This window comes from Kitasatospora sp. NPDC032757, from assembly GCF_055579305.1.
Window position 1 is genome coordinate 58,606 of the sequence record NZ_JBVINN010000007.1, and the last position, 14,998, is coordinate 73,603.

At 73.4% G+C, this 14,998-nt stretch carries 13 protein-coding genes and 1 pseudogene; 3 read left to right on the forward strand and 11 right to left on the reverse strand.

Going from position 1 to position 14,998, the window contains the following annotated elements; all coding sequences use genetic code 11:
* Positions 1-198: 198 nt before the first annotated feature.
* A complete protein-coding gene (locus tag ACZ5WK_RS12395) occupies positions 199-591 on the reverse strand; it encodes a nuclear transport factor 2 family protein (RefSeq protein ID WP_465547304.1) in 393 nt (130 codons plus the stop codon).
* 105 nt (positions 592-696) lie between these two features.
* Between ACZ5WK_RS12395 and ACZ5WK_RS12400 the strand changes: the two are divergent.
* A pseudogene (locus ACZ5WK_RS12400) lies at positions 697-1,139 on the forward strand (MarR family winged helix-turn-helix transcriptional regulator).
* 196 nt (positions 1,140-1,335) lie between these two features.
* On the opposite strand, the gene ACZ5WK_RS12405 reads toward ACZ5WK_RS12400, so the two are convergent.
* Positions 1,336-1,569 (reverse strand): GyrI-like domain-containing protein, encoded by a 234-nt coding sequence (locus ACZ5WK_RS12405; RefSeq protein WP_465547305.1) that lies wholly within the window; start codon positions 1,567-1,569, stop codon positions 1,336-1,338.
* Between the two features lie 119 nt (positions 1,570-1,688).
* Positions 1,689-2,792, reverse strand: a complete 1,104-nt coding sequence (locus tag ACZ5WK_RS12410) for an NADH:flavin oxidoreductase/NADH oxidase (RefSeq protein ID WP_465547306.1) — start codon at positions 2,790-2,792, stop codon at positions 1,689-1,691.
* A gap of 490 nt (positions 2,793-3,282) precedes the next feature.
* On the opposite strand from ACZ5WK_RS12410, the gene ACZ5WK_RS12415 reads away from it, so the two are divergent.
* On the forward strand, positions 3,283-3,606 hold the full coding sequence (locus tag ACZ5WK_RS12415; RefSeq protein WP_465547307.1) for a hypothetical protein: 324 nt from the start codon (positions 3,283-3,285) through the stop codon (positions 3,604-3,606).
* Positions 3,607-3,865: 259 nt separating this feature from the next.
* On the opposite strand, the gene ACZ5WK_RS12420 is transcribed toward ACZ5WK_RS12415, so the two are convergent.
* The 8 genes from ACZ5WK_RS12420 to ACZ5WK_RS12455 form a co-directional block, all read right to left on the reverse strand.
* Positions 3,866-4,471, reverse strand: coding sequence for an HAAS signaling domain-containing protein (locus ACZ5WK_RS12420; protein ID WP_465547308.1), 606 nt, complete (start codon positions 4,469-4,471; stop codon positions 3,866-3,868).
* Positions 4,468-4,848 carry a PadR family transcriptional regulator gene (locus tag ACZ5WK_RS12425; RefSeq protein WP_331742231.1) on the reverse strand — a complete coding sequence of 127 codons (381 nt, stop codon included), beginning with the start codon at positions 4,846-4,848 and terminating at the stop codon, positions 4,468-4,470. Before ACZ5WK_RS12425 ends, ACZ5WK_RS12420 begins: the two co-directional genes overlap by 4 nt.
* 76 nt (positions 4,849-4,924) lie before the next feature.
* Positions 4,925-6,379 (reverse strand): 4-hydroxybenzoate 3-monooxygenase, encoded by a 1,455-nt coding sequence (locus ACZ5WK_RS12430; protein ID WP_465547405.1) that lies wholly within the window; start codon positions 6,377-6,379, stop codon positions 4,925-4,927.
* A 377-nt stretch (positions 6,380-6,756) separates the two neighbouring features.
* Positions 6,757-8,124 carry a carotenoid oxygenase family protein gene (locus ACZ5WK_RS12435; protein ID WP_465547309.1) on the reverse strand — a complete coding sequence of 456 codons (1,368 nt, stop codon included), beginning with the start codon at positions 8,122-8,124 and terminating at the stop codon, positions 6,757-6,759.
* A gap of 65 nt (positions 8,125-8,189) precedes the next feature.
* Entirely contained in the window at positions 8,190-8,630 is a 441-nt protein-coding gene (locus ACZ5WK_RS12440) for an SRPBCC family protein (protein ID WP_465547310.1), read from the reverse strand.
* A 197-nt stretch (positions 8,631-8,827) separates the two neighbouring features.
* Positions 8,828-10,369, reverse strand: coding sequence for an MFS transporter (locus tag ACZ5WK_RS12445; protein ID WP_465547311.1), 1,542 nt, complete (start codon positions 10,367-10,369; stop codon positions 8,828-8,830).
* 116 nt (positions 10,370-10,485) lie between these two features.
* On the reverse strand, positions 10,486-12,477 hold the full coding sequence (locus tag ACZ5WK_RS12450; RefSeq protein ID WP_465547312.1) for an ATP-binding protein: 1,992 nt from the start codon (positions 12,475-12,477) through the stop codon (positions 10,486-10,488).
* 309 nt (positions 12,478-12,786) lie between these two features.
* Positions 12,787-13,422 (reverse strand): TetR/AcrR family transcriptional regulator, encoded by a 636-nt coding sequence (locus tag ACZ5WK_RS12455; protein WP_465547313.1) that lies wholly within the window; start codon positions 13,420-13,422, stop codon positions 12,787-12,789.
* A gap of 307 nt (positions 13,423-13,729) precedes the next feature.
* Between ACZ5WK_RS12455 and ACZ5WK_RS12460 the strand changes: the two genes are divergently transcribed.
* Complete coding sequence (locus ACZ5WK_RS12460; RefSeq protein ID WP_465547314.1) at positions 13,730-14,980, forward strand: MFS transporter; 1,251 nt, start codon at positions 13,730-13,732, stop codon at positions 14,978-14,980.
* Positions 14,981-14,998 lie beyond the last annotated feature (18 nt).

Below are 14,998 nucleotides of genomic sequence, written 5' to 3' on the forward strand. Positions count from 1 at the left end.
TCGGCATTGTCCCGGGTGCCCTCCGTCGGCTATCCGGTCGCCGCATCGAGGCGGCGGCGCGGCTTCCGGGGCCGAGGAGCCCACCCCCGAGCCCCGGCCGGGCGCGGGTGCCGAGATCGCGCTCGGCACCCGCAGTGCGCACCGGGGTGCTGCCCGTGCAACTCCCCCGTCGTCCGTCCGCGGGCGCGGGAACCGGCTTCAGCGTGCGCTGCCGATGGTGCGGTCGGCCTCGGAGCCCTCGAGCATCAGCGTGGTCTCCTCGATCCGGCTGAACCGGCCGTCGGGGGCGAGGTCGGCGAACACGTACACCTCCATCCGCACGGTGGAGCCGTCCTTCTTGGTGACGTGGGCGGTGTGCCGGTCGGCGTACTTGTTGCCGTCGTGGAGCTCTTCGTGGACCACGACGTGGCCGCCGGCGACGACGGTGCGCAGGTGGGTGATGTGGTCGAGGAACTCGGCACGGTCGGCCCACTCCCCGTCGGTCCGCTGCCGGTACTCCGGGGCGAAGTGGCGGTCGGCGGCCTCGGACACGGTGAGGTCGCGGTTGAAGAGGAGGTCGTTGAGGGCGGCCTCGATGCGGGTGCGGGTCATGGGACTTCCTTTCGGGGCAGGGGAATTCAGGAGATGCGTGCGCTGCGCACGCTTCTCCTGAACTGTAGCACCCGATGCGTGCACCGCGCACGCTAATCTGGTGGCATGGAGAACGAGGTGGGCAGCGAGATCGCGGATGCGCTGGGTGTCCTGCTGCGGCGCACCACGCGCACCCGGCTGCACCAGCGGCTGACCGAGGGCATGGGCGAGGAGCTGGACGAGCTGACGTACCCCGTCCTCAGTGCCCTCGCCCGGACCGGGCCGCGCAGCGCCGCCGACCTGGCTCCCGAGGTCGGACTCGACCGCTCCGGCATCACCCGCCGCGCGTCCCGCCTGGAGGACGCCGGCCTGGTCCGCCGCGAGCCGGACCCGAACGACCGGCGCGCACAGCTGCTCGTCCTGACCGAGCAGGGCCGACAGGCCGTGGCAGAACTGCGTGAACGGCTGGCCGGCCACATCACCGCGAGCCTTTCGGCCTGGCCGCGGGCGAGGCGGAGACCTTCGCCCGCCACCTGCACCGCTTCACCGCCGAGGGCCCCTTCGCGTAGCGGACCGCCGACGGATACCTGAGGAGTCGTGGAGTCCGACGCGTCGTCATGCCCCGCCGGGAGGCAGAAAATCGGCCTGGGCAGTGATCCGTGATCGGGTAGGGTCCTCCGTCATGTCCGTCGATGGTGGCGGACGGCACCGGCGAACGGTTCCGGGCCTTCCTCAGGTGGGATGGTCCCACCCGACCGCGTCGTGTCAGTCGGCGACGGGCCAGTTCAGTTCGGTGCGGAGCGTACGCGGGTCCATGTCCGGCGACGGCTGAGTGAGGTAGACCTCCCACCTCTGCGACTCCGCCGAGAGGCCCTGTCCCGTGATCCACCCGTGGAGCCGTTCCCAGGACTCGCCCAGCCCGTCGTACGCACCGGCATGCACCATCTGCGCCACGCGCCAGCCGGGCAGTGCCTCGTCCCGGCTCCCGTCGAGCCGCACCGCGCCGCCCGCCGCGTCCCACTCGTACGCGGTCCGCGACGGGATGCCGAGGGACGCCCCCGGTCGCGGACCGCTCGGGGCGGGTGCGCGGTCCGCGACCGGGGCGTGCCGTGGTGCCGCTACGCGCGGTGGTACTGGACGGGTACGGGGACCTGGGCGCCGAGCTCGGCTGCGGCATGGCGCGCCCAGGACGGGTTGCGCAGCAACTCGCGGCCGATCAGGACGGCGTCGGCCCGGCCGCTGGTGAGGATGTCCTGCGCCTGGGCCACGTCGGTGATCAGGCCGACGGCCGCCACCGGCATGCCGGCGTCACGGCGCACGGCCTCGGCGAAGGGCACCTGATAGCCGGGCCCGGACTCGACGCGGGCGTCGGGGACGATGCCTCCGGTGGAGACGTCCATCAGGTCCACGCCGTGGGCCCGGAGCTCCTTGGCCAGTCGGACGGTGTCCTGCGAGGTCCATCCCTCGCGGCCGTCCTGCGGGTTCTCCGTGAGCCAGTCGGTCGCGGAGATGCGGAAGAAGACCGGCAGTTCCTCCGGCCACACCGCGCGAACGGCGTCCACGACCTCCAGGGCGAAGCGGACGCGGCCCTCGAACGAGCCGCCGTAGGCGTCGGTGCGGCGGTTGCTGCTCGGGGAGAGGAACTCGTGGATCAGGTAGCCGTGGGCACCGTGGATCTCGGCGACCTGGAACCCCGCGTCGAGCGCACGCCGGGCGGCGTCGGCGAACTGCCGCACGATCCCGCCGATCTGCTCTTCGGTCAGCTCGTCGGGCCTGGTGTGCGCGGGGCTGAAGGGAACGGCGCTGGGGCCCAGCGGCGTCCAGCCGTGGGCCTCGTCCGGGGCGACGGCACGCCCGCGATCGACCCAGGTCCGCTCGGTCGACGCCTTGCGTCCGGCGTGGGCGAGCTGGACGCCCGCGACGGTGCCCTGCGCCTTGAGGAAGGAGGTGATCCGGCGGAATGCCGCGACCTGGGTGTCGTTCCAGATGCCGAGGTCGTACGGGCTGATGCGCCCCTCGGGGCTGACGGCGGTGGCCTCCGTGATGATCAGCCCCGTGCCGCCGGTGGCACGCGCCGCCAGGTGGGCGAAGTGCCAGTCCGTCGGCACGCCGGCCGCGTCCCCGTCCGGCGCGGCGCTGTACTGGCACATCGCCGGCATCCAGATCCGGTTGGGAACGGTCAGCGCCCGCAGGGTGTAGGGGGTGAAGAGGGTGGCGTTCATGGCGGATCTCCTGGTGGGACGTCCGGGACGGGAGGGCGCCGGACGGGCGGGATCCGGCGGCACGGGCGGCCTCGGCCCCGCGCCGCCGGTGCGGCGGAGGTTCAGAGGTGGGCGGCTCGTTGCCGGGCAGCCGTGGGACCCGCGACGGCGCGGCCGGGCCGGCACGGCAGATGCCTGCTCGATGTTGCAAGCAGGCTTTATCTGATCTCACAATAGTTGCACACGCGCCTCACTTGCAAGCCTGGCCGTTCCGTCCATGGTCGGTGGTGCCGTCACCCCGGCATTCGGCGCGCCCGTCTCGTCTCGTCGGGCATGGAGCTCCTCCGGCTCGGCGACGGCCAGGGCTCCCGCCCGGCGAAGCCATGACTCCCGGGCTCCCTCGGGGGCAAGGGGGTGGTCCGGCTGGTCCGGATGCCACCGTGCGGGTGCGGCGGAGGGACCGGGCGGCCACGTTGAGGGGATGGACATCGTCGTCGTACTGGAAATGGATATGCCAAGCAATGTTCGGGTCCTCGGCCCCGACCACACGCCAGCGCACCCGGAGAACCCGGTGCGCCGCGCCCACGCCGCCCCCGCGGAAGCCTCCGGCGCCTGCGGGCCCCTCACCCTGTGCGGTCTGGACACCGGCGAGATGACCCTCGCCCCGCACCGATTCACCGAGACCGACCGACCAAGGCACCGGCCACGCTGGCACACGTGCAGTACGTGCCAGACCGCCGGCCAGAACTCCGCCCCCGCCGCCGCCGAACCGGCCGTCACGGAGCACCACGAGGACACCGCCACCGCCCAGCCGGCGGAGACCGCGGCCCGCTGAGCGGCCGCCCCATCCGTCGGCATCTCATCGGCGGACTGCCCGACCGGCGTCCGCACAGGGTCCGGCGTCCGAACAGGGTCGAGGGCTCGCCCGACGGCGGGCCCTCACCCCTTCCCCGGGCTCACCACCCAGATGCAGCCCACTGCCGACTCGCCCCCCACCGCGTAACGCGGCGCTGCGCGGTGGTGGACGGCGGTCCGAACCACGAGGCCGAGCGGCGTGGCGGCCGTGGCCGGGGCCGTCGAGAACGCGGTCGGGTTCAGGCGATGGCAGTGGTGGCGGCGGTGCGCAGGCGGGCGGCGGAGCGGGCCAGTCGCGCCGCCGCGACCAGGGTGGGGCAGAAGCCCACCGCGCAGGCGACGAGGACCCCGGCCGGGCTGAGGCGGGAGACGGCCGCGACGACGCCGGCGGCCGCCGGCGTGACCAGCATCGGACTGAGCAGGAGCAGGGCCGCCTGCTTCTTCTCCCACTGGGTCCACTGGGCGGACCTGGCGACCCTGACCGTTGCGACGACGGCGGCGATCAGCGCGAGGCCGGGCCCGATCGCCGGGACGAGGAGCAGCGGCATCGGCAGCACCGCGAGGACCAGGGTGAGGGTGGTGCGGCGACCGGTCTCCGGCTCGGGCCGGGTGCGGCCCTCCTCGGCCAGCGCGGCGTCGGCGATCTGCCGGGGGCTGCCGAGCCGGCCGAGAACCTGCCGGACGGCGTCCTCGTCGACGAGGTCTCGCTCCGCCAGCGCGACCTCGACGTGCTCGCGCAGGTCGGCGAGGAGTTCGCGGCGGCGCTCCTCGGGCAGCGGGGCGGTGTACCGGTCGACGGCGTCGAGGTGGGCACGGACCAGGGGGTGCTCGATGGGGTTGTTCACGGGTTCTCTCCCGGGGCGAGGACGTGGTCGACGGTTTCACGGAAGGCGGGCCACAGGGCGGTGAACTCCCGCAGGGCACTGTGGCCGGCCTCGGTGAGGGTGTAGTAGCGGCGGGACGGGCCGCTGGCCGAGTCACGCAGGAAGGTGTCGGCGAGTCCGGAGCGGCGCAGCCGGGACAGCAGGGGGTAGATCGTGCCCTGGCTGGTCGCGAGCATCGGGAAGCGGCCGAGTTCCTGCAGCAGCTCGACCCCGTAGCGCGGCCCGTCCCGGAGCAGCGCCAGCACGCAGTACTCCAGCACGCCTTTGCGCAGCTGGGTCGCCACGGGTCCGTCCGCCGCGTCCGCGCCGCCTTCGGGGTTTGCGATGCCAGGTACCATGCATCGCAAGATAGCATGCGAAGCCAGATAGCAACAGGGTGTTCCCGGACCGCTCCGGTTCGGGAACACCCCGTTCTCAGTGGCCTGTCACGTCGGCGATCACGTGCACCGGGGCCGGCCGCACTCCCGCCGCGACCGGGACCTGACGGGGTGAGGACGGGGACGCGGGCCTGGGAACGGCGACCTTGCGCGCGTGCAGGACGGTGGCGTCCAGCGGCAGCGGCGAGCACTCCACCAGTTCGAGACCCGCGTCGCCGAGCAGCCGGGCGTAGTGGTCGGCGCGGCGCTCCCGACCGCCGGTGTTGCACATCATGTGGAGGTCCCACGCGGTGGCCGGAGAAGCCGACCCGTCGGCGGGCAGCACGCGTTCGACGATGAGCAGGTCGGCGTGGGCGGGCATCGCGCGGGCGCAGTGACGCAGGATCTCCCGAAAGCGCGCGTCGTCCCAGTCGTGCAGCACCCGGGAGAGGAGGTAGACGTCCGCGCCCGGCGGCACGTCCGCGAAGTCGCCCGCTCGCGAGCTGTGCAGCAGCTGGATCATCCACTGCGAGAACTCCTGCGCCCGCCAGATGTGTGCCAGGGCCCGGGCCGAGTAGCGGGAGAGGGCGTCGCCGTCGCCGTGCGCGAGGTCGTCGACCAGGGCCCGGGCGAGGAGCTCCGCCTCCAGCACCGCGAGGCTGGCGCCCTTCGCGGCGGACGGGCCGATCAGGCCGGCGGCGTCGCCGGCCAGGAGGAGCGAGCCGTGGCGCAGCGGTTCGACGACGTCGGACTCGAGGTCGACGACAGCGCGTTGGAGGATCCGGCCGCGGTTCAGCGGCCCGTAGTTCCCGGGACGCATGCGGAGGTCGAGCTCGTCCCAGATCTGGTCCTCGGACCAGGCGTCGGCCGGGGTGCCGCGTTCGCACTGCAGGTAGTAGCGGGTGATCTCCGGGGTGCGTGCCATGTGCCCGGCGAAACCCCGGCCGTGCACCGCGTAGCCGACGGCGTCGAGGCTCGGCGGCGCCTCGACGAGCAGGCCGAGCCAGGAGACGCCGTGGTCACGGTGGTGGCGGACCGCCCCGGGCGGCAGTGAGCGGCGCGCTGCACCGTGGCGGCCGTCGCAGCCGGCGACGTATCCGGCCCGCCACCGGCCGGGGCGGCCGTCCGCTCCGCGCACGGTGACCGACGGCCGCGGGCCGCACGCGTCGAGCACGGCCAGCGCCTCGGTCTCGAAGTGGATCCGCCCGCCGGCGTCCAGGTACGTCGTCAAGAGGTCGGTGACCAGGTCCTGTTGCGGGTAGACGGTGTGCTGCTCGCCGTGGCCGAGGCTGCCGTAGTCCAGGCGGAAGCGGCCGTCGTCGGTGCGGAATTCGCAGCTGCCGTGCTGGCGGCCGCGCCGGTGCAGGCCCTCGGCCAGGCCGTGGCGGTCCAGGGTCCGGACGGTTTCGGCGGCGAGGAAGCCGGCGCGTGCCCGGGTCTGGACGTGCATCCGGTCGGCGCGCTCCAGGACGACGCAGTCGATCCCGTTCCGGTGGAGGAGGTTGCCGAGCAGGAGTCCGGCCGGACCGGCGCGAGGATGACCACGTCGGCCGCATCCTCGGCCGTTCGGGTGTTCTGACTGTTCGTCACAGGAAGTGGATCATAAGCGGCGCAAGATACACAGAGGTCGAAAATCACCCTAACCGGTGAATAGGATGATGATCTATGTCGTTTGCGCCCGGAAGCACGCCGAGGCGGAGCCCCTCCACGACGAGAGCGGGCGGTGGTCCGCCACGCGGCCCGATGCCCTTCCCGGCGGGCGGGAAGGGCATCGAGGTCTGCTGGCCGGGCGGCGCCGGGCCCGGGCGCCTGGCCGTCGTACCGAGGGCTTCGGGGTCAGCCCTCGGGTGTCGGCCTGCCGGAGCAGCCGGACTGGCTCCTCACGGTGCGTCAGCGCCGGTCGTCGTCCGAGGTGCCGTCGGGGATCCAGGAGCCGTGGAGGCCTGCGCTCACCCGGTGGGGCAGGTGGACGGTGGCGATCCGGTCGAGGCCGGAGGCGTCGAGGACCAGCAGCTGGGAGGCGTCCTGCTTGAGGTCGGAGACGACGGTGAGCAGGTAGCCGTCGTCCTCGCGGGTGGCTTCGGCGGCGGGGACGAAGACGGCCTCACCGGGCATCCGGGCGTCGCCGACCTGGTGGATGCGGCGTGCGCCGGTGGTGCGGTCGTACTTGACCACGCCGTAGCCGCCGAAACCCTTCTCGTCGGGGAAGGAGATGGCGTAGTGGTAGCGGTTCTCGGCGCCGAGGTACTCCTCGTTGAGGGTGGGGAACTCCACCGGCAGGTCGTCGATGATCTGCTCGTCGACGGTGCCGGCCGCCATGTCGACCACCCAGCGACGGGTGTAGGAGCGGGCGACGGGCTCGGTGCCGCGTCCGGGCGCACCGACCCACCAGTTCCAGGAGAGCCGGAATCCCTCCCGGTCGACGGTGGGGCCCTCCAGGACGATGCGGCCCCGGCCGTCCTCGTAGGCGTTGGCGACGTGCAGCATGTTGCCCGGCTCGATGGAGAACCAGCGGACCTTGCGGGCGCCGTCGTCGCCGCGGGGCATGACGCCGATGCGGGCGGGCTGCCCGTCGTTCCAGCCGTAGGGGATGCCGGAGTGGTCGGCCGGGTCGAACGTGACGTTGCCCTCCACGAAGACCACGTGGTGGCGGGTGATGGCGAAGTCGTGCTTGAGCGAGGCGGTCGCCCCCGGGATCTCGGCGGTGTGGACGATCTCGCCCTTGGCGTCGGCGACGTAGTACGTCAGGAACGGCGGGAACGGCGAGGACCCGAAGAAGTGCAGCTCCCCCGTCACCGGGCACTCCTTGGGGTGCGCGGTCATCGCGGTGCGCAGCTTGCCGTCGAAGTCATGGGCGCCGACCGTCTCCAGCTCCCGGGTGAGCTCGAAGGGGAGGTTCGCCTCGCAGAGGGCGAGCAGCCGTCCGCCGTGCTCGATGACGTGCGTACCGGCGGCGGACGCGGTCAGGTCGGGGCCGTGTTCGGTCATGTAGGGGGCGCCGTCCAGGGCCGGGGTGTGGACCCAGCGGTTGCGGTACCACTCGGCGCGGCCCTCGCGCAGCCGGATGCCGTGCACCATGCCGCTGCCCTTGAACCAGTGGGTGGGGGTGATGCCGGGCTTGGGGTTGTGGCCGTTGCGAATCAACCGGCCGGTCAGCTCGGGCGGCAGGGTGCCCTCGACGGTGAGCCCGGTCGCGGTGATCTCGTCGGCGACGGGGGCGAAGTGGCCGGTCAGGTAGGGGGGCTTGACGGCGGTCATGGCAGGACTCTCTTCCGGTGGGTGTGATGGCAGGACGGCGCGAACGCCGCAGTTGTGACGATTGGTCAGAGAGGCTTCTCGGAGCGGCTCTTGAGGTGGGAGAGCCAGTTCTCCAGGGAGCCGTGGAGGGCTTCGCCGAGGTGGCCGGCCGCGGCCTCGACCGGAGCACCGCTCCAGGACTCCTCGGTGCGGACGGTGACGTGATCCCCGCTCTGCTCGAACGTCCACACGTGGACGCCGTCGATGCCGTCTGCGGGGCCGCCCCAGACGATCCGCTCACCGGGGACGAGCTCGTACACCGTGGAGGTGATGTCCAGGCCGTGGGTCCGCCAGCCGAAGGAGTTCCCGGGCGCCAGCGGGCCGCTGACGACGGTCTGCTCGATGTCCGTGTTCCAGGTGGGCCAGGCGGCGACATCGGTGTGCAGCTCCCACACCGTCGCGAGTGGGGCGTCGATCACGGTGGACAGGCGGACGATGACGGGGGCGGTCTCGTCGATGGTGACCATGGTTGTGGTTCCTCTCCTGAGGGTGGGTTGCCGGCGGTTCGGCCGGGGCCGTCGGGCCGGCCGGCCGGTCCGGGGTGAACCGCGGGGACAGCGGGGACAGCGGGGATTGCGGTTCACGGGGATAGCGGGTTCACAGCGATAGCGGGCACGGCGGGGACGGCGGGGTGGCGGGGTTTCGGGGATTGCGGACCGAGGGCCTACGGGGCGTGCAGGTCTGTCGGGGTACGCGGGCCGGAGGCCGGGTAGGTCGCGGTGGCTGCGGTGGCAGCGACGGCCGTGGTGGCAGCGGTGGCCGTGGTGGCTGCGACGGCCGCGGCTCGCGGACGGGTGCCGCGGGTGAGGAGCAGCGCGAGGAGTGCGGTGGTGGCCAGGACGCCGGCCGAGACCGCGAAAACGGCGCGGTAGCCGGCGGTGAGGGCCGCCAGATGGGGCTCGTGCGTGGAGGCGTGGGCGGTGACGGAGCCGGCGAGGGTGGCCAGTGCCGCGAGGCCGATCGCGCCGCCGACCTGGCGGGTCGTGTTCACCAGCCCGCCGGCCAGCCCCGCGTCCTGCGGCGGCAGGCCTTCCACGGCGAATGCGGTGAGCTGGACGAAGGCGATGCTCAGGCCGAGGCCGACGAGGACGCTCGGGCCCAGGACATCGGCGAGGTAGCTCCCGTCGGCGGTGATCCGTGACAGCCAGAGCAGGCCCGCGGCCTCGGTGAGCAGGGCCGCGGTGACGGTCGCGGTGGCGCCGATGCGCCGGGAGACGCGCGGCGCGAGGGCCGATCCGAGCATGTTGGCCGCGGCGAGCGGGAGTTGGCCCGCCCCGGTGACCAGCGGACTGGATCCGAGGACCTGCTGCTGGTAGAGCGGCAGGAAGAAGAACAGGGCGATCCAGACGGACCCGAGCAGGGCCATCAGCAGGTTTCCTGCCGCCACCCGGCCGGTGGAGAACAGCCGCGGCGGTATCAGCGCGTTCGGCCGGCGGAGCTCGATCACGACGAAGGCCGCGAGGAGCACGGCGGCCGCGCCGAGGGCGCCCAGCACCCGGGCGTCCGTCCAGCCGGCGCCGCGGGCGGTCGTCAGCCCCCACACCAGGGCGGTCAGCGCCAGGGTGACGGTGACGGTGCCCAGCAGGTCGAACCGCCCGGCCTTCCGTCCGGCCGCCCGTGGGAGGAGGGCCACCACGGCGGCCAGGACCAGCGCCGCCCCGAGCGCGACGGAGTGGAAGATCCACGGCCAGCCCCACGCCTGGGTGAGCGCACCGCCCAGCAGCACGCCGCCCGCTCCCCCCGCACCGGAGACCGCGCCCCACACCCCCAGTGCCCTGCCGCGCCCGGCGGCGGACGGGAACATCTCCATGGCCAGGGCCAGCGCAGCCGGGGCGATGGCGGCAGCGCCGACCCCCTGGACGGCACGGGCGGCGATCAGCACGTCCGAGGAGGTGGCCAGTCCTGCGGCCGCCGAGGCAACCGCGAACAACGCGAGGCCGGCGACCAGCACCCGGCGGCAGCCGAGCAGATCGGCCGCCCGCCCGCTCGCCGGCAGCAGCGCTCCGAACGCCAGGCCGTAGGCGTTGACCACCCAGGTGGTGCCACTGTCCGACAGGCCGGCCCCGGCGCGGATCTGCGGGAGCGCGACGTTCACGATCGAGGTGGCGAGCATGACGGTGAACTGGGCTGCGGCGAGCACCGTGAGCACGGCGGCCGGCCGCGGGGCGGGCCCCGTCCGCCCCGGCTGTGTGCGTTGGAGGTTCATGACGCAGAGCCTCGTGCGGAGCGCTGTCCACTATCCAGGCCCGCCGGGGGCCATGACTGTCCACCGCTGTCCGCACCTGTCCGGCCCGCCGTGCCGCGGGCCTGCGCCCGCCCTCGTCACCGGGGGCCGTGCAGCTCCTGCCGCCACAGGGATTCGCACAGCAGGTCCAGGCCCTGGCGCACATGACGCCGATAGGTGCCGTACGGAAGGCCGAGGCGGCGGGCGGCGGCCTCCTGCGTGGGCGCACCGGAGAAGTAGCCCGCCGCCAGGGCCTCGCGGGCGCGCACGCCGCGCGGGTCACCGGCGAGGTCGTCCACGGCGTGGCGCAGCAGGGCGCGCAGCTCTTCGGCGGGATCGGTGAAGTCGGCCGCCAGGCGGGTGCGGGACAGGGCGCAGACCGCGAAGGCGGCCGGGTCGCGCCAGTGCGCCAGCGCCTCCCGCACGGCCTGGTCGAACGCGGTGCGCGAGAGGGCGGACGGCCCTGGCTGGGCGGGGACGTCGGTGGCGGAGATGAAGCGGCCGAGCCACGTCTCGACGGGCACCTGACGCCAGTCGACGCCGAACAGCCCGTAGGTGTGCTCACCGACCCGCGGCCGCGCGCCGGTGTCGCTCAGGGTTCCCCTGACGCGGTCGGCCCACGCGTCGGCGTCCCGCCAGACGGCGAAGCCGTAGGCGCGGCCGCGGGCACGGGCGGACTCCGCCTGGGCGCGGGAGCTGCTGAGATCGATGACGCGCGAGGGGACTTGGTAGCGCTCCGGGTAGACGGAGAAGCGGCTGATGCCGATGTGCTCGCCGGGGCCGACCGGCGCGGTGGCGTCGGTGTACTCCCAGGCGGCCGCGACGACGGGATCGACGGCCACGTCCCGGGGGTCGGCAGGGGCCGGCAGGGCCAGCCGGGCGGTGAACGCCACGGTCCGGCCCGTGCTCACCAGTCGGTAGACGCTGAACGCCTGCGGCTGCCGCTCGGCCCAGTAGCGGACCAGCTCCGCTGAGGCCGGCCCCTCGGTCTCCGCGGCCATCCGGAGCACGTCGTCGAGGTCGTCGGGCCGCAGCGGGCAGTCGTGCACCTCCTCCTCACGCGACCAGGTGCGCAACCGGGTCAGGCTCTCCAGCTCCCGGAAGAGGTAGAACAGTTCGTCGGTGACCGTCCACACCCGCTCCTCGGGTGCCTCGCGCAGCATGCGCAGATACTCCTCCACCAATCGCTGACGCATCGTCACGAAGGCATGCGGGGCCCTCCACCGCAGATCGGCCGTCAGCGTCTCGCGCGCGGCGTCGTGCGGATAGAGGCCCCGGGGGGCGGACTCGATGAACGGAAGGTCCCTCAGCCACCCGAACAGCAGATGGACGTCCTCCTCCGGCAGGACCGCGGCGAGCAGTTCCTCGGAGGTCGAGTGCGCCTGGGCCGCCACCTCCAGGGCACGGCGGTGGGCCGCCGTCGGCACCTCCCCGATCAGCCCCGTCAACAGCGTCCGCAGGAGGTCGGCCGAGGGCGCCCAGACCTCCTCCCTGCTCCAGCCCGTCGAACCCGCGGCCGCCGCGAGAGACAGCGCCAGCGGGTTGCCCCCGGCGAACCGCAGCACCCGCTCCCGCAACTCGGGCCGGACCTGCGCCGTGGCCAGCACGCTCCAGGCCTGCTCCTCCGAGAACGGCTCCAGTTCACGGACGTACAGCGCCCCGGCCCAGGCCGGATCGGCGAGCCACTGCGGCTGCGGCGCGACGCGACCGGCCAGGACCACCAGCGTGTCGTCGGCAGCACGAGGCAGGAGGCGCTGCCACAGCCAGCTCTCCAGCCACTGGCAGTGCTCGAAGGAGTCGACGAGCAGCACCGTGCCGGCGACCTCCAGGAAGGGGCCGGCTTCTCGCTCGAAATCGGCCGGGTCGCGGCCGACGAAACGACCGTCGACCTCGACGATCGGCCGCCCCGCCGCACGGGCCCGATCCGCCAGGCAGCGCAGCAGCGCCGACTTCCCGATCCCTCCCGGCCCGAACACGTAGAACGCGAACGGCGCCTGCGGATCCCCCGCCAAGGCCTCACCGAACGCGCCGAGTTCCTCCTCCCGGCCGATGAAGGCCCGCTCCCGCGTCCTGCTCAGTCTCTCTCCCACAGACCCCATGGCGGTTCCCCTCCCAGTTCCACCTCCGGACGGACCCGCCCGGAGACATGACAGACCGCACCGACCACACCGGCCGCAACGCGGCACGGGCGACGGTGCTGCGGACCGCTCCACCGTCCCGGCCCCAGCGGTCACTTCTCGTCACACGCCGGCCTGATGCGACATCAGGCGGCCACCTCCTCGGAGCGGGGACCCCGACCGGCGGTCCGCCCCTCGCCGCAGTACGCCGGGCCGCGGCTCGACGGCCCCGCCGTCGCGAACGGCCCCCGCCCGGTCCTCGGCCGGCCTCTGCGTCTTCTCCTACGCGTCCGCTCCTGCGTCCGCGTCCGCGTCTGGACCTGGGCCTGGGCCTACGTCTGCGTCCGTGTCCGTGTCCGGACCTGACCCGAGGAGCCCGGCGACAAGCCCGCGCGCGTACGCGGCGTCGAGACCGGCCGGACGGAAGAGGATGCGGTACATCAAGGGGGCGACCACGCGGTCCATCGCCGCCTCGACGCCGGGAGCGTTCTCCTCGCGCGCGATCGCCCGCGCCAGCAGGACGTCGATCTGTTCGGCCGCGTAGGCCGAGCACCTGCCGGCGTTGCTGCCGTCCGGATCGCCGAGCAGGGCGTCGCGGATGTAGGCGCGCCCCGAGGGGGACGCCATCTCGTCGAGGAACTGCTCGGCCCAGGCCGTCAGGTCGGAGCGCAGGTCCCCGTGGTCCTCCGGCGCCGCGTCGGGCCGAAGACGCTCCACCGCGACATCCGACAGGAGCTCCTGGAGGTCGCCCCAGCGGCGGTAGACGGTCGACGGTGTCACCCCCGCGCGCTGGGCGACCAGGGGCACCGTCAGCGCGTCGCGGCCCACCTCGGAGAGGAGTTCACGTACAGCGGCGTGCACCGATGCCTGAACCCGGGCACTGCGCCCGCCGGGGCGCACCATCTGTTTGCGGCTCATGACACCACCTTAAAGCACAATCCTTGCGTTTACGGGGCGCCCTTTGCGGCGGCCGACCGGCGACCGAACGGCGCGGGCCCGTACGGGCCGCCTCCAACCCCTCCGCACTTCCAGCCCCTGCACCTCCACCTCCACCTCCACCTCCACCTCCACCGTGCTTCCGCCCGGCCTACACCTCCACCGCCACCGTGCTTCCGCCGGCCCACGCCTCCCCCTTCACGCCAAACGCTAACGGTTTGCGTTAGTGGCTCCGCAGGCTCTACGGTGGCTTAACGCAAACAGATTGCGTTTACCGGGAAGGAGTCCCATGCCCAGCGTCGTGTCCCACGCACCCGCGCACCGCCCCCACCGGGTCGCCCGTGCCCGCGCAACCTCCTTCGCTCTCCCCTCCTCGATCCTGGTGACGCTGCTGGCGGCCTCCAGCGCCCCGACGCCGCTGTACCCGCTCTACCAGGACCAGTGGAACCTCTCCGCGCTCGCCGTCACGGTGGTCTTCAGCGCCTACGCCCTGGCGCTGCTGCTGGCCCTGCTCACCACCGGAGCGCTCTCCGACCACCTGGGACGGCGGCCCGTCCTGGTGGGCTCCCTGATCTCAGCCGCCGGCTCCATGATTCTCCTGGCCTCTGCGGACGGCGCAGGCCTCCTGACAGCCGCGCGGGCCCTGCAGGGACTGGCCACCGGAGCGGCCACCAGCGCGGCAGGCGCGGCACTCCTCGATCTGGACGACCCCCGGCGTCCGGGCCGGTCCGCCCTGGCGAACACCATCGCCCCGGTCGCCGGCATGGCCGCAGGCGTCCTGGCCGCCACCCTCCTCGTCCGCCTCGCCCCCGCCCCCACCGTCACCGTCTACGTCCTGCTGGCGGGGTTGTTCGCCGCCCAGGCGATCGCGGTCACGTTCACCACGGAGACGGCTCACCGGCACACCGGCGCGCTGCGGTCGCTGCGCCCGCGGCTCAGCGCCCCGCCCACGGTCCGCCGCGCCCTCACCACCGTCGGCACCGGGGTCGTGGCCATCTGGGCGCTGGGCGGCTTCTACTCCTCACTCGGGCCGGCCCTCGTACGCCTGGTGACCCCCGACGCCCCGCAAGCGGCCCGCGGCATGGTCTTCTTCACCCTCAGCGCCGCCGCAGCCCTCACCGTGTGGACAGTGCGGCGCACCGACCCCCTCGCCGCGACGATCGGCGGATGCCTCTCCATCCTTCCCGCCGCGCTCCTGACCCTGAGCGGTCTGCACGGCGCCGGACTGCCCGCCGTCTACGGTGGCGCGGCCCTGGCCGGCATCGCCTTCGGCGCCGTGTCCCAGGGGGCACTGCGCCTGATCCTCTCCTCGCTCGACGAGCGGGACCGCGCCGCGTCGCTGGCCACCTACTACGTCCTCAGCTACCTCTCCATGAGCCTGCCCGCCATCGCCGCGGGAGCCGCCACCCAGCGCTACGGGCTCGCGACCACCTCCCACGCCTACGCCGTCATCGCCGGCCTGCTCGCCCTGGCAGCACTGGCAGCACTCGCCGCGTCAAGGCGCGGAGCAGCCCGCCCCGCAGACGACCGCCTGCGCTGACGACCGCCTGCGCCGACA

Excerpts from the sequence above, each read along its gene's own strand:
- ACZ5WK_RS12440 (WP_465547310.1), bottom strand. The coding sequence starts at position 8,630 with ATGGTCACCATCGACGAGACCGCCCCCGTCATCGTCCGCCTGTCCACC.
- ACZ5WK_RS12460 (WP_465547314.1), top strand. The coding sequence starts at position 13,730 with ATGCCCAGCGTCGTGTCCCACGCACCCGCGCACCGCCCCCACCGGGTC.
- ACZ5WK_RS12395 (WP_465547304.1), bottom strand. The coding sequence starts at position 591 with ATGACCCGCACCCGCATCGAGGCCGCCCTCAACGACCTCCTCTTCAAC.
- ACZ5WK_RS12445 (WP_465547311.1), bottom strand. The coding sequence starts at position 10,369 with ATGAACCTCCAACGCACACAGCCGGGGCGGACGGGGCCCGCCCCGCGG.
- ACZ5WK_RS12435 (WP_465547309.1), bottom strand. The coding sequence starts at position 8,124 with ATGACCGCCGTCAAGCCCCCCTACCTGACCGGCCACTTCGCCCCCGTC.
- ACZ5WK_RS12425 (WP_331742231.1), bottom strand. The coding sequence starts at position 4,848 with ATGGTACCTGGCATCGCAAACCCCGAAGGCGGCGCGGACGCGGCGGAC.
- ACZ5WK_RS12415 (WP_465547307.1), top strand. The coding sequence starts at position 3,283 with ATGCCAAGCAATGTTCGGGTCCTCGGCCCCGACCACACGCCAGCGCAC.
- ACZ5WK_RS12410 (WP_465547306.1), bottom strand. The coding sequence starts at position 2,792 with ATGAACGCCACCCTCTTCACCCCCTACACCCTGCGGGCGCTGACCGTT.
- ACZ5WK_RS12455 (WP_465547313.1), bottom strand. The coding sequence starts at position 13,422 with ATGAGCCGCAAACAGATGGTGCGCCCCGGCGGGCGCAGTGCCCGGGTT.